The organism is Streptomyces sp. NPDC027189, from assembly GCF_055566975.1.
Window position 1 is genome coordinate 186837 of record NZ_JBVHRI010000012.1, and the last position, 17285, is coordinate 204121.

Here is a 17285-nt window from a genome sequence, read left to right on the forward strand (position 1 = left end):
CCAGCAGGTACGTACGGGAAGGCTGTGGTGTTCAGCTCGGCAGCGGCCACTTCTCCGGGTCGCGTCCCAGGAGTCGCAGCGCTTCTTCCAGGGGCTCCGCCCCGGCCGGCACGTCGAGGGTCGGCGCGAACGCGAAGCCGGCGCCGCGGCCCGCGGGATCCGTCGGTACGCGGCGGGCGACGGCCAGCCCCGCTTCGAGGACATGTCCGGGCAGGTCGAGCCCGACGCCCAGCGTGGCGGCCACGTCCCAGGCGTGCACCACGTAGTCGATGAAGTGGAACCCGACGGCCATCCGCCCCGGAAACCCGCCTCCGAGCTCGGGCAGCACGAACTCCCGCTCCCCGACCCCCGGTTCGGCGAACGCGGCGAGCACCGTCGTCGCCGCTCCCTGATAGGTCCACCCCGGATCGCTCATGTCCGCCGGCTCCCGCCAGTACGCCTCCTCGCGCCCCGCCCCGCGCGCGGCCGCCGCGAACCCGTAGTGCTGCGCGGTCATGTGCGCCACCAGTCGCCGCAGTGTCCACCCGGCGCAGGGCGTCTCCCGCTCCCAGTCCGTCTCCCGCGCCAGCCCCGCGACCCTGAGCGACTCGTGTACGGCGATCCGGTCGAGCTCGACGATGTCCGGTCCAGTCGTTGTCATCCGGCCTCCTCGGTGAGGAGACGAGCATAAAACTAAGCGAACGGTCGTGCTACTTGTTTGGCGTGTTCGCTGCGGCATTCAACTTCCCTGTTGTTCAAGAGACTTCGGGCACCCGGGACGGATCGGTCGCCGCCGCCCGCAGCCGCGAGGTGATCGCGACGCGGGCTCTGCGGTAGGCGACCGTCTCGTCGCGCAGGACGGAGACGGCGTTGGCCGCCTCCATCAACGCGATGAGCTCGAAGGCGAGTTGGGCGGCGTCCGTGTCGGGGTGGAGGTCGCCGAGGTCGCGGGCCTCGGCGACGGTGCGCTCCACGTGGTCCGCCCACTCCCGCTGGGCGCGGACCACCGCGTCGTGCACGGGCCCCGGCCTGGCGTCGAACTCGGCGATGACCTCGTAGAAGAAGCAGCCGCCCGGGAAGACCCTGCCCTGGGAGTAGTCCAGCCAGAGTTCGCACAGTCGCCGGACGCGGCCGACCCCGGCCGGGGCCTCGGCCGCGGGCCGGATCACCTGCTCGACGTAGATGCGCGCCGCCTCCCGCACGGTGGCCAGTTGGAGCTCCTGCTTGGAGCCGAAGAGCGCGAAGACCCCGCTCTTGCTGAGCCGGAGCTCGGTGGCCAGGCGTCCCACGGACAGCGCCTCCAGTCCCTCGACGGAGGCGATGTCGACGGTGCGGCTCAGCACCAACTGCCGTGTGCGGTTGCCGCGTTCGACCCTGCCGTCCAGCCGGGTGCCGGCCATCGTGACCTCCCCAGATCCTTCTGTGTGCGGAGAGCCTAACCGGCGCGGGGCACGCCGTTCGGTGCCCGGCCGGCCATGACGTGTGGTGCCCTGCGTGCCCCGATATTCAGCGCCGTCCGTCCCATGCCGGACTCTGCCGGAAGTACGTGTCGTACAGCTCCTGGACCTCCAGCAAGCTCTCCGGCGGCACCTTGCCGAAGGCGATGCGCTCCAAGTGCCGGAAGTACTCGAAGCGTTCGACACCGGGGGTGATGACGATGAGGATGTCGGCGTCGTGCCCCGGTGCGGCCGCGAAGGCGTGCGGAACGCCGGGCGGTACGACGACGAGGTCGCCGCGCTCGGCCGTCACGATCTCTTCGCCGGAGAGGAGCTGGGCGGTGCCGTCGAGCATGTAGAACAACTCGGCGGAGCCGGCGTGGTGGTGCGGCTTGGCGCCGTCGGCGCCGTCGGAGAGGGTGGCGCGCAGGGTGGACAGCGCGCCACCGGTCGAGCTGCTGTCGGCCAGCAGCTGGATGGCGGTGGGGGCCCGGCCGATCGCTTCGGCCTCCGCGGAGCGGACGATCACGGACTTGTCGAAGTCCGGCACGATCAACGACATCTCATGACTCCCTGATGCAGGTGATGGTTCAGGTGATGGTTCAGGCGATGGCTTTCAGACCGCGAAGAGCAGGGCTGCGCTGATGAGGACAACGACGGCCGTGGCGAAGTGAATTCCGAACGCGGTCGCCTTCGTGCCGCCGTGGCGCAGCACTATCAGCGTGTCGCCGAGCGGTGTCAGCGCCACGATCAGCATGAACCAGGCCTCGGCGGTGGCGCCGGCGAAGGCGAGCAGGGCCAGGCCCATGACGCCGAAGGTGGCGTCGCGCAGGCCCTTGATCTCCAGATAGGCGGCGTCGCCCTGCGGTTTGGCGGGAACGCCGTACCCGGTGGCGGCCGGCTGTGGCTGCAGCAGGAACCGCGCGCCGATGAACAGGACGAGGAGGTCGAGCACGATGGCAAGGCCGTAGGCCGTGGGAGTGAGCACGTCGGATCTCCTTGCTAGCAGCGCTAGGGACAAGAGCGAAGCTAGCATAGCGTCGACATGAATGCTAGCGGTGCTAGAATTGCGGTCATGTCGATCCAGACGCGCCGAGAGCGCGAACGAGCGGAGCGCGAGCGGCTTATCGTCACGGCCGCGCGGGAACTGGCCGAGACCGAGGGCTGGGACGCGGTGACCACGCGTCGGCTCGCCGCTGAGATCGAGTACAGCCAGCCCGTGCTGTACAGCCACTTCAAGGGCAAGGACGCCATCATGGCCGCCGTCGCCGTGCAGGGCTTCGCCGAGCTGGCCCAGGAACTGGGCGCGGCCCGTGCGGCGGCGTCCGATCCAGGTGCGGCCCTCGCCGCGGTCGCCGCGGCCTACGCGGAGTTCGGTGAGCGGCGCCCCGCGCTGTACGACGCGATGTTCACGCACGCCGTCGACCTGCCGTTCGCGACCCCCGAGGCGCCGCCCGCCCTGTGGGACGCCTTCGGTGAACTGCACCGGACCATCGAGCCGCTCGCGGAGGGCGACGACCCGGGCATCCTCACGGAGACCTTCTGGAGCGGTCTGCACGGACTGGTCACGCTGATGCGCAGCGGACGCCTCCCCCGCGAGGGCCACGACCGTCGGCTGTCCCTCCTGATCGGCCACTTCACCCCGCCCTCGTAGGGGCCGAGCGTCAGCCGTGGAGCGTCAGGCGTGGAGCGTCAACGGCGCAGCGCCGGATGGTCCGCGACCACCGTGCACGACCCCGGCGCGATCTCCGTGAAGCCCGCGTCGCGGACCAACGGGAGTCCGGAGGTGGTCAGTTCGTGCCAGCGGGCCGGGTCCGCGGTGCGCACGGCGAGCGCGTAACCCGCGTCGCGCCAGGCCGCGCGCTCCTCGTAGGACAGTTCCCACCACGCCAGTTGGGCGCCGTGGCCCGCCTGCGCCATCGTCTTGCCGGCCGACATGTCGAGCTCGGGGTTGAGCCACAGCACGGGCGCCGTCGGGTCGGCGTCCACCGGCGGCTCCGGGTCGTCGAGGTCCGTGCCGGAGACCTGGAGCCTGGCCAGGTCCTTGGGCCAGCCGTCCAGCGGGACCGGCGGGAAGACGCGCACCTCGGCGGACTTCCCCGTCACCGTGATGCCGGGCAGCGCCTCGGCCCGCCGCCACTCCGCGCCGCGCGCCCGCCGGACGACCTTGCGGATCCGTGCGTCCTGCCAGTCCCGCATCGCCTGCGCCCATTCGCCGTCCCCGAGCGAACGCTCGTCGCCGAGGACGGTGAGCACGGCGCGGGCCGCGGTCTCCAGCGCGTCGGTACGCGCCGGGGGAGCGGCCTTCTCGATGCGCACGACCAGGGGCAGCACGAACTGCGGTGCCTCGTCGCGCGTGGTGCGCTCGGAACGGAAGGGGCTGTTGCCGGGAACGGACGGATCACTGGTCACGTCCTCCAGTCTGCCAGGGCGGAAGATCGGTCCTTCCACGAGCGGCCGCGAGGACGAGCGAGGATGGGCGCCATGAAACGTGAGCTACGGCTGGCGGGCGTCCGCCGTCGCTACGGCATCCACGGACCCTGGGAGCTGCGCGGGGAGCACCTGGATGTGACGGCCGGCACACTGATCCGTGTCGAGGGGGCCGACGGCACCGGAAAACAAACCCTGTTGAGGCTTCTCGCGGGGATCGATGCGCCCACCGAGGGCCGGATCACCGGGCGCCCGCGCTGGGGGTCCCTGCACGCCCTTCAGGCAGTGGGGGAGTACGTCCCCGAGCGCTTCCCGGCCGCCCTCGCCTACACCGCGTCCGGGTACCTCACCCACCTCGATGCCGTCCACGGCCTGCTTCGGACCGCCACCGCCCGCGCCGCCGACGAGTGGCTGGAGCGGCTCGGCGCCGTCGGTACGTCCGTACGCCCATGTCGGAGCCGTCCAGCAGCCAGAAGGCCGCCGTCGCCCAGACCCTCCTTGCCGAGCCCGAACTCCTCGTTCTCGACGAGGCCTGGACCGGCCCCGACGCCGCCGCCCGCACCGAACTGGAACGCGCCGGCGCCGAGCGCACCGCCGCCGGCGCCCCGGTGGTCTTCGTCGACTACGACCCGAGGCGCCTGGCGAGGGTGCCCGACGCGAAATACACGGTGATGGAAGGGTCCCTCAACCGCCGTACGGACAGCGTCACTTCCGTGGTGACCGGACCGCACGTCGTGGTCGAGGCCGAGGGTCCGCCGGACGCGGAGCCGCCCGCGCAAGCGGCCGGGCTGTCGACGTCCGTGCAGCGGACCGTACCGGGGACGAGCCGCCCGCAGTGCGCAGTTGTGCGGGAGCGGCGGTCGGCCGCGGGCGAGGCCCACCTGGCCTGACTGACCGTCGCGCTGGAGCGGCCGTGCTCCTCGGGGCGGCCGCGACCCTGGTCGGCACGGTGATCAGCGATCCGACGAGTACGGAGCACCAGAAGCGGGTGCCGATGCTCGCGGCGGCCCGAGCCGGGCTCCTCGCCGCGCTCGTCTCCGCACTGCTCGGCACGGCCGTCGGCGCGCTCACGACCTGGCCGCTGCTGCGCTCGCCGGGCCGAGCGGTTCCCGCGTTGCTGCTTGCGGCACTGCTTGCGCTGGTGGTGACGGGCTCACCTTGCCTACACCGCGCTCACCGACCTGATCACCGGCTCGCAGGCGGGCACGGTCCCCGCGCCGCTGGTGCCCCTGGCGGCCGCCGTACCGCTCACGGCGGCCGCGGATCGCAGCCGCCTGCGCGCTCGGCTCGCGCAGGCCGGCCTGCGCGGGCGCTGCGCCGCGCTTCTGGCCGGTCAGCCCGAGCAGGCGGTGCGTTGTGCCTCCTGCCACTCGCAGACCGGGCACAGCGTGCTCCCCTTGTACGACTCCGGGTACTCCGTCGGCTTCCGGCACAGCACGCACTCGGCGAACGGGGGTCCGCCCGCCGTGGGGGCCGGATCCGCCTCGGTTCCGGTGGCGCAGTAGTCGCTCATGGCTCCAGGGTAGGACGGGCGGTCCGGCCGCTCAGTGGTGGAGGTGCGCCGCCTGCCCGATCAGCTCGGACACCTTCACGAACCGGTATCCCTTCTTGCGCAGTTCGGGAACGATCGTCCGCAGGGCCTCCTCGGTCGCCGGCGCCGCGCTCTGCGTGCAGTGCATGACGACGACGGACCCGGGCTTCACGCCCTCGAGGACCTGCCGGGCCACGGCATCCGCATCCGTCGCGAAGGCGTCACCGCTCACCACGTCCCACTGCACGGCGGTCACCCCGACGGCGCTCAGCGTCCGCAGGGCCTGCTGGTCGTAGCACCCACCGGGGAAACGGAAGTACGGCATCGCGTTCCGCACGCCCGCCTTCTTGAAGGCGGTGTACGCCCGCTCCACATCCACCCGCATCCGGTCCTCGGGCATGGTCGGCAGTCCATAGCAGTTGTCCGTGAAGGCGTAGTGGCTGTACGAGTGGTTGGCGATCTCGAACAGCGGATCCTGCCCGATGTCCTTGGCCTCCTCCGGATACTCGTCGGCCCACCGGCCCGTCATGAACACGGTCGCCGGCACCTTGAACCCACGCAGCGTCGCGATCAATTGGGGATTGTCGAAGTGCTCCCCGCTCGCCGCCCGCGTCCCCTGATCCGCGGTCATGTCCGCGTCGAAGGTCAGCGCGACGGTCTTGTCGGGCGTTCGCGGACCGTTCATGAAGACGGGGGTCAGTCCGGCGGGACCGGGGGCGAGTGTCGGGGGCCGCGACGGCGCGGCGACGGCGGACGCGGGTTGCCCTGGACGGGCGGCGTGCGGGGTGCCGGAGGCACCGCAGGCGGCGAGCGCGGCCCCCAGCGCGCCGAGGGCGCAGATCGCGGCGAATCGTCGTACTGGAATGATCACCGGATGAACATATAGGCATAAATGTGACTATTCGGTCCTCCTGTGTCCGTGCCGCGCGGATACGGCCCCCGAAGTCACCCGCCTAGACCGCGGCCCCGGGTTCCGAGCCGGCGCGACCGACCCGCTGTGCGCGGTGGAGGATCGCGTCCATCGTCGCCTCCAGATATGCGGGGAAGTCCTCGCGCGAGGGCAGCGCGGAAGGTACGGCGTGGCCGAGCTGGGTGTGCCCCAGATAGAAGCTGTACGCCAGCAGCCCGCGCCGCCGTGCCTCGTCCTCGGCGAAACCGAGCTCGGTGAAGAGCCCGGTCAGGTAGCCGATGCGGCGCTCGGTGACCTGCCGCAGCGCGGCGGCGACTTGAGGGTGGTCCGTGCTGGCGAGCAGCGAGACCTCGAGTGGATCGGCGCCGGCCGGCTTGGTGACCTCGGTGAGCAGTCTGCGCAGACGCTGCTCCGGGTCCGGCTCGGTCTCCACCGCCGCGATGATCTCCTCGGTGTTCGCCTCGACCCAGCGGGCGAGCGCCGCCTCGATCAGTGCCTCGCGATTGTCGAAGTGCCAGTAGAAGCTGCCCTTCGTGGCGCCGAGGCGGGCAGCGAGCGGCTCGACCGCCACGGCCGCGAGGCCGCCGCCTTCACCCAGGGCGGCGAGCGCGGCATCCGCCCAGTCGTGGGCGCTGAGCCTGGCCTTCTTGGTCTGCCGCCGTTGCACCATGACCATACGCTACCGTATGGTTTCCATACGCCAGCGTATGGAGGTACGTGATGGTCAAGGACAAGCCCATTGCGGTGGGGTTTCCCGAAGGCGCTCGGCTGATCAGAACGGCCGTGGACCGGCCCGACTATCAGGACGCGTACGCCATGGAGTTGCGGCCCGGGATGCCGCGCGATCCGGCGGCCTGGACGGGCATTCTGCGTGACGCCTTCCCGATCGAGGCGCAGCGGGACGGTGAGGCGCTCATGAACGTGAGCACGGCCGGTCTCGATGCCTGGGCCTCGATCGTCGTCGACGAGAAGTACGTCACCCTCTGCAGCTCGGTGAAGACGAACGCCTGGCGCTCCAGGCTCTATTGGGGCGTCGTGAAACGGGTTCACCCTTTCATGGCCCGCGCCATGATGGTCCGCACCCACCGCAAGCTCGCTCTCGCCGCGCGGAACGCCGCGTAGGTATCCAGTCGATTCCTAGGGCAACCCCTGGCTGTGAGGGGCCGAACGGTCCGGCGTGAAGGGGCGTGCGCGGGCGATCAGCAGGGCGACGTCGTCGTGGACGTCGGTGTGCCGGAGGTCTTGGAGGAGCCGGTCGCAGGTGTCCTCCAGAGGCGAGTCCGGGGTGTCGAGGAGGCGCAGGAGGGCATCGAGGCGTTCATCGATGGGGTGGTGGCGGGTTTCGACCAGTCCGTCGGTGTACAGGACCAGCTGGTCGCCAGGGGCGAGGCTGAGGCGCGTGGTTTCGAAGGGGACACCGCCGACTCCGAGCGGGATGCCCGTGGGCAGGTCGAGCAGCCGGGGGCGCCGGCCGCTGCGCACGAGGGCGGGCGGCAGATGGCCGGCGTTGGCGATGTGGCACTCGGCGCGGTGGGGATCGTAGACGGCATAGACGCAGGTGGCGATGTACCGCTCCAGCCTCGATGTGATCTTGTCGAGGTGCTGGAGGACTCGGGCGGGGTCGAGGTCCAGGTCGGCGAAGGCGGCGGTGGCCGTGCGCAGGCGGCCCATGGCGGCGGCCGCCTCGATACCGCTGCCCATGACGTCGCCCACGACGAGCGCCGTCTTGTCGTCGTCGAGCGGGAGCACGTCGTACCAGTCGCCGCCGACCTCGTAGGAAGCCTGTGCGGGCAGGTAGCGGGAGGCGACCTGTAGGCCGGGGAGGTGGGGCGGGTGGTCGGGGAGCAGGCTGCGCTGCAGGGTCTCGGCGGCGTTGCGCACGCTCTGGTGCGCCCGGGCGTTGTCGATGCACACCGCGGCGCGGGAGGCGAGCTCGGTGGCGATGGCGAGGTCGTCCTCGTCGAAGGGCCGCGGGTCGCGAGCGCGGGTGAGGCCCAGGAAGCCGAGGATGGTGCCGCGTGCGGAGAGGGGGACGGCCAGGTAGGAGTGCACTCCGGCGCGGGCCAGGAGGGTGGCGGCGTGGTCGTCGCGGGCGATGCGGGCCAGGTCGTTTCCGTCGGCCTGTGAGATCAGGATGGGCCGGCCGGTGCGCACGCACTGGGTGGCCAGGCGGTCGCTCTCGTACGCGGCGATCCCGCCGGGCGGATCGGCGGCCCGGAAGGCTTCGGTGGGGTAGGCGGCCTTGACCGCTAGGGCGCGGAAGACCGCGGGGCCGCTGCGGGAGGCGGGGCGGTGCTCGTCGAGGACGGAGTCGAGCAGGTCGACGGCGACCAGGTCGGCGAGGGCGGGCACGGTGACGTCGGCCAGCTCCCGGGCTGTCTGCTCGACATCCAGGGTGGTGCCGATGCGGGCGGAGCCGTCGGCGATCACGGCGAGGCGCCGCCGGGTCTCGGTGGCCGCCAGGGCCGACTCGTATCGCTCGGTGACGTCCACCACCAGGTCGGCCACCCCCAGAACGCGGCCCTGGGTGTCCTCCAGCCGGTACAGCGAGAGCGACCAGGCGTGTTTGTGTTCCGGGTCGGCCGGGCTGCGGCCGACGATGGTGGACTGGTCGACCAGGGGGACCCCGCTCTGGAGGACCTGCCGCATCGCGGCCTCGGGCACCTCGAACCTCGTGTCTTTCATGATCTCGCGGTAGTAGCGGCCGAGGTGGTCCTTCGCGGGAATGCCGTGGATGCGCTCCAGAGCGGGATTGACGGCCACGTACCGCAGTTCGGTGTCGAGAATCGCGATTCCAATCGGGGACTGGGAGATCAACCGGGTGGACAGTGCGACATCCCGCTCCACCTCGCGCAGCCTGGGAGAGTCGGTGCCCAGTCCGAGGGCGTAGAAGTCGCCCACGTCGTCCAGCAGCCGCATGTTGCGCAGCTCCACCAGCCTCGTGCCGCCGCCCTTGCACTTGATGGGGAACGTGCCACCCCAGCTCTGGCCGGTCTCCATGACCTCGATGAACTTCTTGATCACCCAGTCCCAGTGCTCTTCGTGGACGAGCAGAGATGCCGCGTACTGCCCGAGCGCCTCCTCCGCGGTGTAGCCGTAAAGCTCCTCGGCCTGCGGACTCCACAGGACCACCCGTCCCTCGGAGTCCAGCAGCACCGCCGCGACACCAAGGAGATCCATCAGCCCGCTCGGCTGCGACGGCCCTGTCTCCGGCCGACGGGCCTCCCGCCGGCCGAGGTCCGCGGGAGGCCGCTCGGCTTCGCTCATGGCAGGCACTCCTTCCGTCGACCGGTGCCACGGGGGCCATCCGTCGGCCTGGCTGGAGCGGGACCTGTCTGTGTCTGCAAGTGCTTCGGCTTCCATGGTCCCCCCGGAACACCGGACAACGCACCCCTGTCTCCCGCGGCACGTGGTCGGCGACCGCGCCAGTAGCTCACATGGTGGTCAGCCCCGTCTCACCCCTCGGTCGACCGGCCGGCGCGGGGGCGCACACTGGAAGCAGAAGCCCATGCATCAGCCGAACGTGGAGGTGTGTCATGAGCATCCTCGAAGAACACGTCGACGTCGGAGTTCCGATCGACAAGGCCTGGAACAGCCTTCACCAGGTGGAGAACTATCCGCGCTTCGTGGAAGGAGTGCGCGACGCCCGTACGGAGGCGGGTGGCCGAGCGCATCTGGACGTCGAGGCCGGCGGCCGGGCGCGGGAATTCGAGGCCCAGGTCTCCGACCGCAGTGGAGAGCGCGCGATGGAGTGGCGCACCACAGGCGCCGCGGAACTGACGGGATCCTTCTCGCTGCAGCCGATCGACCGGGATCACACCCGGGTCCAGGCCCGGCTCGAGTACGACCCCGACACCATCAGGGAGACCTTCGGCGGGCCGAAGGGATTCGCCCAGGCGAACGCGGTCGAACGGCTCGTCCGCAGCGATCTCGAGCATTTCAAGGAGTACGTGGAACAAGGGCGGTGAGCGACCGGACCCTCCGTGGCAGGCCGGGCCCTCCGCGGCAGCGGAGGGCCCGGTCACTGGGCCTTCAATAGGCGCTCGCGGCTCTGCTCCACGTCGAAGTCGGCCTTCGGGTACCGCGGATCCAGCGCCTCGAGGTGCTCGAGGAGGAGCTTGCTGATCGCCCAGTTGCGGTACCACTTGCGGTCGGCGGGGATCAGGTACCAGGGCGCCCGGGGCGTGGAGCAGCGCTCCAGGGCGATCTCGTACGCCTTCTGGTAGGCGGGCCACAGGGCGCGGTCGTCGATGTCGCCGGCGCTGAACTTCCAGTGCTTGTCGGGGTTGTCGAGGCGTGCCAGGAGGCGGCGGAGCTGCTGCTCGTACGAGATGTGCAGGAAGCACTTCACGACGGTGAGGCCGTCGTCGGCGAGGGACTGCTCGAAGCGGTTGATCTCGCCGTAGCGGTGGGCGATCTCCTTGCGCGGGGCCAGTTCGCGGACGCGGGCGATCAGGACGTCCTCGTAGTGCGAGCGGTCGAAGATGCCGATCTCGCCGGGCTCGGGAAGCGCTCGCCTGATGCGCCAGAGGAAGGGGTGCTTGCGCTCCTCGGGGGTCGGCGCCTTGAAGGACCGGATGCGGCAGCCGGAGGGGTTGAACAGCCCGATCACGTGCTTGACCGTGCCGCCCTTGCCGCTGGTGTCCATGCCCTGCAGAACCAGGAGCAGACGCCGCCGGTCGCCCGCCGTGCTCGCGGCCCACAGGCGTTCCTGCAGGCCGGCGAGGTGTTCGCCCATCTGGGCGGTGGCGGCGAGACCGGCGGCCTTGTCGCCGGGACCGGCGGGGGTGGCCGCGGCGTCGTAGGAGGAGAGGTCGACGTCCTTCCCACCGGGGATGCGCAGGAGCTCACCGAGCCGGGCCGGGGCCTTGCCCTCGGACTTCTGTCCGTCGGCCTTCCCGTCGCCCTTTCCGCCGGCCCTCCCGCCGTCCTTCTTGCCGTCCTTCTTGCCGTCCTGCTTGGCCACCGCATACCCCTTCCGGACGTGTCCCTCGATGGTGCGACGGGCTGCCGGGACCCGCTACTCGCGTTCAGGCGTCCCGGTCGAGCAGCTCGGCGCTGCGGGCGTCGATCAGCTGTGCGACACGGCGCAGGACCTCCGCGGCCGGCCGCGCGTCGAGGCGGCGGCCGTCGCGCAGGCGCAGCGCGATCCGGTCGGCGGCGGCTTCCCTGGGGCCGATCACCGCCTGGTACGGGACGAGGCGGTGGGCGCGTACCCGGGCGCCCAGGGTGCCCTGGTCCGGGGCGGCGAGCTCGGCCCGGAGCTCCTGGTCGCGGCAGCGGCGTACCAGCGCCGCGGCCTGGTCGGTCTCGGCGTCGGAGACGGGCAGGGCCACCAGCTGGGTGGGCGCGAGCCAGGGCGGGAACGCGCCGCCGTGCACCTCGATGAGATGGGCGACGGCCCGCTCCAGGCTGCCGATGACGCTGCGGTGGACCATGACCGGCCGGTGCTTCGCGCCGTCGGAGCCGATGTAGTGCAGGTCGAAGCGCTCGGGCTGGTGGAAGTCGACCTGGACGGTGGAGAGGGTGGACTCGCGACCTGCCGGGTCGGCGATCTGGACGTCGATCTTGGGGCCGTAGAACGCCGCCTCGCCCTCGACGGCCTCGTACGGCACGCCGCAGCGGTCGAGGACGTCGCGGAGCAGCGCGGCGGACCTGCGCCACAGCTGCGGGTCGGCGACGTACTTCCCGCCCGGGCCCGGCAGCGAGAGCCGGTAGCGCGCCGGGCTGATGCCGAGCGCGGTGTACGCCCGTCCGATCAACTCCAGTGCCGCGTGGGCCTCTTCGGCGACCTGGTCCGGGGTGCAGAAGATGTGCGCGTCGTTGAGCTGGATGGCGCGTACGCGGGTGAGTCCACCGAGGACGCCGGACAGCTCGGAGCGGTACATCGCGCCCAACTCCGCGATGCGGAGGGGTAGTTCGCGGTAGCTGTGCGAGCGGGAGCGGTAGATGAGCGCGTGGTGGGGGCACAGGCTCGGCCGCAACACCACCTGCTCTCCGCCGAGTTCCATCGCCGGGAACATGTCCTCGCTGTAGTGCGACCAGTGCCCGGAGATCTCGTACAGCTCCCGTTTCCCCAGCACCGGCGAGTACACATGCCGATAGCCCGCCCGTCGCTCGGCGTCGCGGACGTACTCCTCCAGGGCGTGCCGCACGGCCGCGCCGTCGGGCAGCCAGTACGGCAGGCCCGCGCCCATCAGGGGGTCGGTGTCGAACAGGTCCAGTTCACGGCCGAGTCGGCGGTGGTCGTGCACGGTGGTCTCCTCACGAGGGGAGGGACGGGTGCCCGCACGGCGAAGCCCCGGGGCACTCGCCCCGGGGCTTCGGACTCACGTCAGCGGTCAGCGCGCCGGGACACTCTCCGGCGTCGTCGTGTTCACAGCGGCACGCTTCATGCCGGTGACGCTAGCAGGGGACCGCCAGGCAGGCACGGGCTTTAATCTGCGGTCATCGGCAACGCGCCGCGCCCCGGGCCAGGAGGTACCGCGATGACAGCACCGCAGGACACGACGCCTCCGCAGGATGACTCCACCGCCCCGCTCGCCGACTCCGTCGAGCCCGCGGGCGGGACCGTCGCCCGGCTGCTGGAGGGGATCGCCGAGCGGCTCGGCGGGCGGGCCTCGGTGACGGCCGTCTTCGGGGAGGCCGTCACCCGCGAAGGCGTCACCGTCATCCCCGTGGCCAAGGTCGGCTTCGGGTTCGGCGGCGGCATCGTGCGCGGGCTGGGCCGCGCGAAGAACGCCGAGGGCGGTGGTGGAGGCGGCGGCTGCGAGGCCCGCCCGCTCGGCTTCATCGAACTGCGCGACGGCACCGCCACCTACCACCCGATCCGCGACCCGTGGGCCGACGTCGTCGCCCCCCTGGCCGCGCTGCTCGCCACCGCCGCGGGTCCCGTCCTGACCCGGGCGCTGACCCGGCGCAGGAAGGGCTAGGACCCGGACAGCGCCTGGCCTCGCCAGGGCCCTGCCACCGCGAACGTCGTCCCCGGCGTATAGCAGTTCACGTACATCGTCCCGCCGTCCGGCGAGAAGGTGACGCCCGCGAACTCGCCCCACTCCGGGGCCTCGGGGGTGCCAAGGTTCTGGGCGCCGCGCGCCATCGGGTACACCTCGCCGCGCCGCGTCACACCGAAGACGTGCTGCGCCCCGTTGCCGTCCTCGCAGATCATGAGGCCGCCGCCGGGGGCGAGGCAGATGTTGTCGGGGGACTCGCCGGGGAGATGTACGTCGGTGTCGGGGCCGAAGACGATCACGAGGGTGAGCCGGCGCGCCGACGGGTCGTAGCGCCAGATCTGGCCGTAGTGGTCGGCGGCCGAGCCGTCCGCGCCGCGGGCGAAGGAGGAGACGAAGTACACGCATGTGCCACCCCAGTAGCAGCCCTCCAGCTTCTGGGCGTGCGTGATGCCCTTCGGGCCGAAGTCCTGGAGCCGGACCGGGGTGTGGGCGGCGAGCGGGTCCGGTACGTCCACCCACTCGATGCCGTCGAAGCTCGTGCCCGTCTCCTGGACGGAGGAGAGGTCCGGTACGCCGGGGACGCGCATGGCCTGGAGCCGGCCTCCCGCGCGCAGTGAACCGACCCCGCCCTCGGGCCTGTTGGGCAGAAAGCGGTAGAAGAGTCCGAAGGGCTTGAGGAACGCGTCCTCGGTCTCGTAGACGATGCCCCGCTTCGGGTCGACGGCGATCGCCTCGTGCTGGAAGCGGCCCATGGCCGTGAGCGGTACCGCTCCGGTGCGGTGCGGGTCCACCGGGTCGACCTCGAAGATGAAGCCGTGGTCCTTGGAATAGCCGTTGGTCCCCGCCGTGTCCTCGGTCTCCTCGCAGGTCAGCCACGTGCCCCAAGGAGTCGGCCCACCCGCGCAGTTGACGGCCGTACCGGCGACGGCGACGCGCTCCGCGAGGACGTTCCCGCGGCGGTCCAGCGTCAGCGACGTACAACCGCCCTTGCCCATCGGGTCGTACGTCAGGCCTTCGACCGTCGGGACCGGGAACTTCGCGGTGACGCGGTTCTCATGGTTGCGGACCAGGTGGACGCGGCCGTGCCGACCGGCGAAGGCCGACATACCGTCGTGGTTGCTGGGCACCAAGCCCTCGCCGGAGCGGAGTCGGTCGCCCTCGCGGGACAGGACCCGATAGCGGAAGCCTGCCGGCAGGTCGAGCAGTCCGTTCGGGTCGGGGACCAGGGGGCCGTAGCCGCTGTGGCCGAGATTCTCCGCGGCGGCGGTGCCCGCGAAGAGTTCGGAGAGGTTTCCGGCGAAGGCGATCGAGCCGGTCAACACGCCGGTACGGGCGAGCATCTGACGCCGTGTCGCGGAGCGACCGTTTTCGGGCATGGGGCGACCTTCCTGCTGGCGGACAGGACTGTGACCCGCCTGTGTGTATCACGCGACCGGGGCCGCCGGAACCACGCGCGTAACACGTGTCACTCGTCGCCCTTGGCCTCATCGAGCTCATCCAGCCCGCCGAGCTCGGGGAGCTGGTCGGCCTCATCGAGCAGGCCGGGTTCATGGAACCGGACGGCTTCATCGAGCAGGCCGGGTTCCTGGAGCGGGGCGGGCTCATCGAGCGGGACGGGCTCATTGAGCGGAGCGGGCTCATCGGGCTTGTCGAGCTGGACGTGCTCATCGGACCGCTGCGGCGCCGACCGCTCGGCGGCGGACGGCGCCTGACCGGACTGCGCCCGCTCCAGGAACCGCAGCAGCTCCACCGGGAAGGGCAGTACGAGCGTGGAGTTCTTCTCCGCCGCGACGGCCACCACTGTCTGCAGCAGCCGCAGTTGGAGCGCCGCGGGCTGCTCCGACATCACCCCGGCGGCCTCCGCCAGCTTCTTGGAGGCCTGCAGCTCCGCGTCCGCGTTGATGATCCGGGCCCGCCGCTCGCGGTCGGCCTCGGCCTGCCGGGCCATCGACCGCTTCATCGTCTCCGGCAGCGATACGTCCTTGATCTCCACGCGGTCGATCTGCACACCCCAGCCGATCGCCGGGCTGTCGATCATCAGCTCCAGGCCCTGGTTGAGCTTCTCGCGGTTGGACAGGAGGTCGTCGAGGTCGCTCTTGCCGATGATCGACCGCAGTGAGGTCTGCGCCATCTGCGAGACCGCGAAACGGTAGTCCTCGACCTGGATGACCGCGTTCGCCGCGTCCACGACCTTGAAGTAGACGACCGCGTCGACCCGGACCGTCACGTTGTCCCGTGTGATGCCCTCCTGGGCCGGCACCGGCATCGTCACGATCTGCATGTTGACCTTACGCAGCCGGTCGATGAAGGGCACGATCAAGGTGAACCCCGGAGGCCGCGGGACACCCATCAGACGCCCCAGCCGGAAGACCACCCCGCGCTCGTACTGCTTGACGACCCGGGCCGCCGCGGAGAGGTAGACCAGACCGGCCGCACCGGTCGCCACACCCGCCGCGATGAGTTCCTCGACCATGACGACCCCTTTCCGAGCCGCCCACCATGACTGATACGTCCACTTTACGTCGTAGGTCCGGGCCCGCCGTGTGGCGGGCCCGGACCGGGCCTCAGGCCGCCGGCGTGACCTTCACCGGCTCGATCCCCGTCGCACTGTGCCGCGCCGACCAGTTCTCCAGCGCGGAACGGCACGCGTGGTCCAGGTGGTGCAGACCGGAGAGGTCCAGCTCGACGGGGCGGTCCCGCGGCAGCGCCTCCAGGCTGTCGAGGATCTTCGGCAGCCGCAGGAAGGTCGCGTTGCCCGAGAGATACGCCTGGACGGGCCCGGCGCCCTTGTCTATGACGTCGAGGCGCACGTGCGACGCCTCCCACGCCGTCTTGGCGACGGCCAGCGCGAGCCCGATCAGGACGCCCTCGAACATGCTGACGGCGACGATCGACACGGCGGTGACGACGAGAATCAGCGCCTCGCCACGGTGCTCACGCCACAGCGACCCGATCTCCCGGAGCGGAATCAGCTTCCAGCCCGCGTGCACCAGGATGCCGGCGAGGGCGGGCAGCGGGATGACGCCGAGCGCGGCGGGCAGCAGCGCCGCGAACAGCAGCAGCCACAGGCCGTGCAGCACCCGGGACGCCTTCGTCCGCGCGCCCGCCTGGACGTTCGCCGCGCTGCGTACGATCACGGCGGTCATCGGCAGCGCGCCGAGCAGCCCGCAGACCGCGTTGCCCGCGCCCTGAGCCATCAGCTCCTTGTCGTACTGGGTCCGCGGCCCGTCGTGCAGCCGGTCCACGGCAGCCGCGCTGAACAGCGACTCGGCGGAGGCGATCAGGGTGAACGCGAGGATGGTGCCGAGGACTCCGACACCCGCGAGCTCGCCGAACGCGTCGGGCGAGGGCAACCGGATCGAGCCGAGCAGCCCCCGCACCTCCACCGTGGCCACGGGCAGGCCGAACGCCGGCGAGACGAGGGTGGCCAGCGCGACCGCGCCGAGCGCCCCCGGCACCGTACGCACCCGGCGCGGCAGCCGCTTCCACAGGACCAGTACGACGATCGTGCCGGCCCCGAGCCCGACCGAGGCCAGCGCCTCGGTGCTGCGGGCCGCGTCGACGATCGCCTCGGGCAGCCCGGCGAGCTTGTCGAGTCCGGACGGCGGTGCCTTCAGGCCCGCCATCGAGTAGAGCTGGCCCGCGATCAGCACGAGCCCGATCCCGGCCAGCATGCCCTCGACGACCGCCACCGAGATCGCCCGGAAGTAGCGCCCCAGCTTCAGGGCGCCCATGAGGAGTTGGAGCACGCCGGTGGCGAGCACGACGACTCCGAGGACGGCGAGCCCGTACTCCCGAACGGCCTCGAAGACCAGCACGGTCAGCCCGGCGGCGGGCCCCGACACCTGAAGGCTGCTGCCGCGCATCAGCCCGGTGACGAGACCGCCCACGATGCCGGTGACCAGGCCGAGTTCGGCCGGTACGCCGGAAGCGACGGCGACGCCCACGCACAGCGGCAGGGCGACGAGGAACACGACGACCGACGCGGCGAAGTCCTCCCGCAGGGAGGGGAATCGCTTGGTGAGGCCCGGGAATTTCATCGCGCG

17 protein-coding genes and 3 pseudogenes are annotated in these 17285 nt (G+C 71.3%); 6 read left to right on the top strand and 14 right to left on the bottom strand.

The window, feature by feature from the left end; all coding sequences use genetic code 11:
* Positions 1 to 31: 31 nt before the first annotated feature.
* From ACZ4RZ_RS27495 to ACZ4RZ_RS27510, 4 genes are all read right to left on the bottom strand, one after another.
* Positions 32 to 640, bottom strand: coding sequence for a TIGR03086 family metal-binding protein (locus tag ACZ4RZ_RS27495; RefSeq protein ID WP_467748479.1), 609 nt, complete (start codon positions 638 to 640; stop codon positions 32 to 34).
* A gap of 94 nt (positions 641 to 734) precedes the next feature.
* Complete coding sequence (locus ACZ4RZ_RS27500) at positions 735 to 1379, bottom strand: TetR/AcrR family transcriptional regulator (protein ID WP_467748481.1); 645 nt, start codon at positions 1377 to 1379, stop codon at positions 735 to 737.
* Between the two features lie 106 nt (positions 1380 to 1485).
* Positions 1486 to 1977 carry a cupin domain-containing protein gene (locus ACZ4RZ_RS27505; RefSeq protein WP_467748482.1) on the bottom strand — a complete coding sequence of 164 codons (492 nt, stop codon included), beginning with the start codon at positions 1975 to 1977 and terminating at the stop codon, positions 1486 to 1488.
* Between the two features lie 54 nt (positions 1978 to 2031).
* Positions 2032 to 2403 carry a DUF4267 domain-containing protein gene (locus ACZ4RZ_RS27510; RefSeq protein ID WP_467748484.1) on the bottom strand — a complete coding sequence of 124 codons (372 nt, stop codon included), beginning with the start codon at positions 2401 to 2403 and terminating at the stop codon, positions 2032 to 2034.
* Positions 2404 to 2490: 87 nt separating this feature from the next.
* Between ACZ4RZ_RS27510 and ACZ4RZ_RS27515 the strand changes: the two genes are divergently transcribed.
* Positions 2491 to 3069, top strand: coding sequence for a TetR/AcrR family transcriptional regulator (locus tag ACZ4RZ_RS27515; protein WP_467748485.1), 579 nt, complete (start codon positions 2491 to 2493; stop codon positions 3067 to 3069).
* A 38-nt stretch (positions 3070 to 3107) separates the two neighbouring features.
* On the opposite strand, the gene ACZ4RZ_RS27520 is transcribed toward ACZ4RZ_RS27515, so the two are convergent.
* Entirely contained in the window at positions 3108 to 3827 is a 720-nt protein-coding gene (locus ACZ4RZ_RS27520) for a peptidyl-tRNA hydrolase (RefSeq protein ID WP_467748487.1), read from the bottom strand.
* 72 nt (positions 3828 to 3899) lie between these two features.
* Between ACZ4RZ_RS27520 and ACZ4RZ_RS27525 the strand changes: the two are divergent.
* A pseudogene (locus ACZ4RZ_RS27525) lies at positions 3900 to 4675 on the top strand (ABC transporter ATP-binding protein); the annotation flags it as partial.
* Positions 4666 to 5141 (top strand): annotated as a pseudogene (locus ACZ4RZ_RS27530) (ABC transporter); the annotation flags it as partial. The pseudogenes ACZ4RZ_RS27525 and ACZ4RZ_RS27530, both read left to right, overlap by 10 nt.
* A gap of 37 nt (positions 5142 to 5178) precedes the next feature.
* Here ACZ4RZ_RS27530 and ACZ4RZ_RS27535 read toward each other — a convergent pair.
* From ACZ4RZ_RS27535 to ACZ4RZ_RS27545, 3 genes are all read right to left on the bottom strand, one after another.
* Entirely contained in the window at positions 5179 to 5358 is a 180-nt protein-coding gene (locus tag ACZ4RZ_RS27535; protein WP_467748488.1) for a hypothetical protein, read from the bottom strand.
* 31 nt (positions 5359 to 5389) lie between these two features.
* Positions 5390 to 6247 carry a polysaccharide deacetylase family protein gene (locus ACZ4RZ_RS27540; RefSeq protein ID WP_467748489.1) on the bottom strand — a complete coding sequence of 286 codons (858 nt, stop codon included), beginning with the start codon at positions 6245 to 6247 and terminating at the stop codon, positions 5390 to 5392.
* 82 nt (positions 6248 to 6329) lie between these two features.
* The gene (locus tag ACZ4RZ_RS27545; protein WP_467748491.1) at positions 6330 to 6962 is read right to left on the bottom strand and encodes a TetR/AcrR family transcriptional regulator; all 633 of its coding nucleotides are present in this window, start codon (positions 6960 to 6962) and stop codon (positions 6330 to 6332) included.
* Positions 6963 to 7006: 44 nt separating this feature from the next.
* Between ACZ4RZ_RS27545 and ACZ4RZ_RS27550 the strand changes: the two genes are divergently transcribed.
* Positions 7007 to 7408 carry a hypothetical protein gene (locus tag ACZ4RZ_RS27550; protein WP_467748492.1) on the top strand — a complete coding sequence of 134 codons (402 nt, stop codon included), beginning with the start codon at positions 7007 to 7009 and terminating at the stop codon, positions 7406 to 7408.
* 15 nt (positions 7409 to 7423) lie between these two features.
* On the opposite strand, the gene ACZ4RZ_RS27555 is transcribed toward ACZ4RZ_RS27550, so the two are convergent.
* Positions 7424 to 9553 carry a SpoIIE family protein phosphatase gene (locus tag ACZ4RZ_RS27555; protein WP_467748494.1) on the bottom strand — a complete coding sequence of 710 codons (2130 nt, stop codon included), beginning with the start codon at positions 9551 to 9553 and terminating at the stop codon, positions 7424 to 7426.
* Positions 9554 to 9822: 269 nt separating this feature from the next.
* Here ACZ4RZ_RS27555 and ACZ4RZ_RS27560 point away from each other — a divergent pair, with 269 nt between their 5' ends.
* Entirely contained in the window at positions 9823 to 10254 is a 432-nt protein-coding gene (locus tag ACZ4RZ_RS27560; RefSeq protein WP_467748495.1) for an SRPBCC family protein, read from the top strand.
* 53 nt (positions 10255 to 10307) lie between these two features.
* On the opposite strand, the gene ACZ4RZ_RS27565 is transcribed toward ACZ4RZ_RS27560, so the two are convergent.
* Both ACZ4RZ_RS27565 and thrS read right to left on the bottom strand, forming a co-directional pair.
* Positions 10308 to 11129 (bottom strand): PPK2 family polyphosphate kinase, encoded by an 822-nt coding sequence (locus ACZ4RZ_RS27565; protein WP_467748634.1) that lies wholly within the window; start codon positions 11127 to 11129, stop codon positions 10308 to 10310.
* A gap of 187 nt (positions 11130 to 11316) precedes the next feature.
* Positions 11317 to 12552: pseudogene (gene thrS, locus ACZ4RZ_RS27570) on the bottom strand (threonine--tRNA ligase); the annotation flags it as partial.
* A gap of 222 nt (positions 12553 to 12774) precedes the next feature.
* Here thrS and ACZ4RZ_RS27575 point away from each other — a divergent pair.
* The gene (locus ACZ4RZ_RS27575) at positions 12775 to 13218 is read left to right on the top strand and encodes a spore germination protein GerW family protein (protein ID WP_467748496.1); all 444 of its coding nucleotides are present in this window, start codon (positions 12775 to 12777) and stop codon (positions 13216 to 13218) included.
* Here the strand turns inward: ACZ4RZ_RS27575 and ACZ4RZ_RS27580 are convergent.
* The 3 genes from ACZ4RZ_RS27580 to ACZ4RZ_RS27590 form a co-directional block, all read right to left on the bottom strand.
* Positions 13215 to 14615: an alkaline phosphatase PhoX gene (locus ACZ4RZ_RS27580; RefSeq protein ID WP_467748498.1), complete on the bottom strand. Its 1401-nt coding sequence runs from the start codon at positions 14613 to 14615 to the stop codon at positions 13215 to 13217. The genes ACZ4RZ_RS27575 and ACZ4RZ_RS27580 overlap by 4 nt on opposite strands.
* 89 nt (positions 14616 to 14704) lie before the next feature.
* On the bottom strand, positions 14705 to 15712 hold the full coding sequence (locus ACZ4RZ_RS27585; protein ID WP_467748499.1) for a slipin family protein: 1008 nt from the start codon (positions 15710 to 15712) through the stop codon (positions 14705 to 14707).
* 91 nt (positions 15713 to 15803) lie between these two features.
* A complete protein-coding gene (locus ACZ4RZ_RS27590; RefSeq protein WP_467748501.1) occupies positions 15804 to 17279 on the bottom strand; it encodes a SulP family inorganic anion transporter in 1476 nt (491 codons plus the stop codon).
* Positions 17280 to 17285: the final 6 nt, after the last annotated feature.

What these genes read in the sequence shown, in the direction of transcription:
- ACZ4RZ_RS27495 (WP_467748479.1), bottom strand. Translation starts at nt 640, where the DNA reads ATGACAACGACTGGACCGGACATCGTCGAGCTCGACCGGATCGCCGTA.
- ACZ4RZ_RS27500 (WP_467748481.1), bottom strand. Translation starts at nt 1,379, where the DNA reads ATGGCCGGCACCCGGCTGGACGGCAGGGTCGAACGCGGCAACCGCACA.
- ACZ4RZ_RS27505 (WP_467748482.1), bottom strand. Translation starts at nt 1,977, where the DNA reads ATGTCGTTGATCGTGCCGGACTTCGACAAGTCCGTGATCGTCCGCTCC.
- ACZ4RZ_RS27515 (WP_467748485.1), top strand. Translation starts at nt 2,491, where the DNA reads ATGTCGATCCAGACGCGCCGAGAGCGCGAACGAGCGGAGCGCGAGCGG.
- ACZ4RZ_RS27535 (WP_467748488.1), bottom strand. Translation starts at nt 5,358, where the DNA reads ATGAGCGACTACTGCGCCACCGGAACCGAGGCGGATCCGGCCCCCACG.
- ACZ4RZ_RS27545 (WP_467748491.1), bottom strand. Translation starts at nt 6,962, where the DNA reads ATGGTCATGGTGCAACGGCGGCAGACCAAGAAGGCCAGGCTCAGCGCC.
- ACZ4RZ_RS27550 (WP_467748492.1), top strand. Translation starts at nt 7,007, where the DNA reads ATGGTCAAGGACAAGCCCATTGCGGTGGGGTTTCCCGAAGGCGCTCGG.
- ACZ4RZ_RS27555 (WP_467748494.1), bottom strand. Translation starts at nt 9,553, where the DNA reads ATGAGCGAAGCCGAGCGGCCTCCCGCGGACCTCGGCCGGCGGGAGGCC.
- ACZ4RZ_RS27560 (WP_467748495.1), top strand. Translation starts at nt 9,823, where the DNA reads ATGAGCATCCTCGAAGAACACGTCGACGTCGGAGTTCCGATCGACAAG.
- ACZ4RZ_RS27575 (WP_467748496.1), top strand. Translation starts at nt 12,775, where the DNA reads ATGACAGCACCGCAGGACACGACGCCTCCGCAGGATGACTCCACCGCC.
- ACZ4RZ_RS27580 (WP_467748498.1), bottom strand. Translation starts at nt 14,615, where the DNA reads ATGCCCGAAAACGGTCGCTCCGCGACACGGCGTCAGATGCTCGCCCGT.
- ACZ4RZ_RS27585 (WP_467748499.1), bottom strand. Translation starts at nt 15,712, where the DNA reads ATGGTCGAGGAACTCATCGCGGCGGGTGTGGCGACCGGTGCGGCCGGT.
- ACZ4RZ_RS27590 (WP_467748501.1), bottom strand. Translation starts at nt 17,279, where the DNA reads ATGAAATTCCCGGGCCTCACCAAGCGATTCCCCTCCCTGCGGGAGGAC.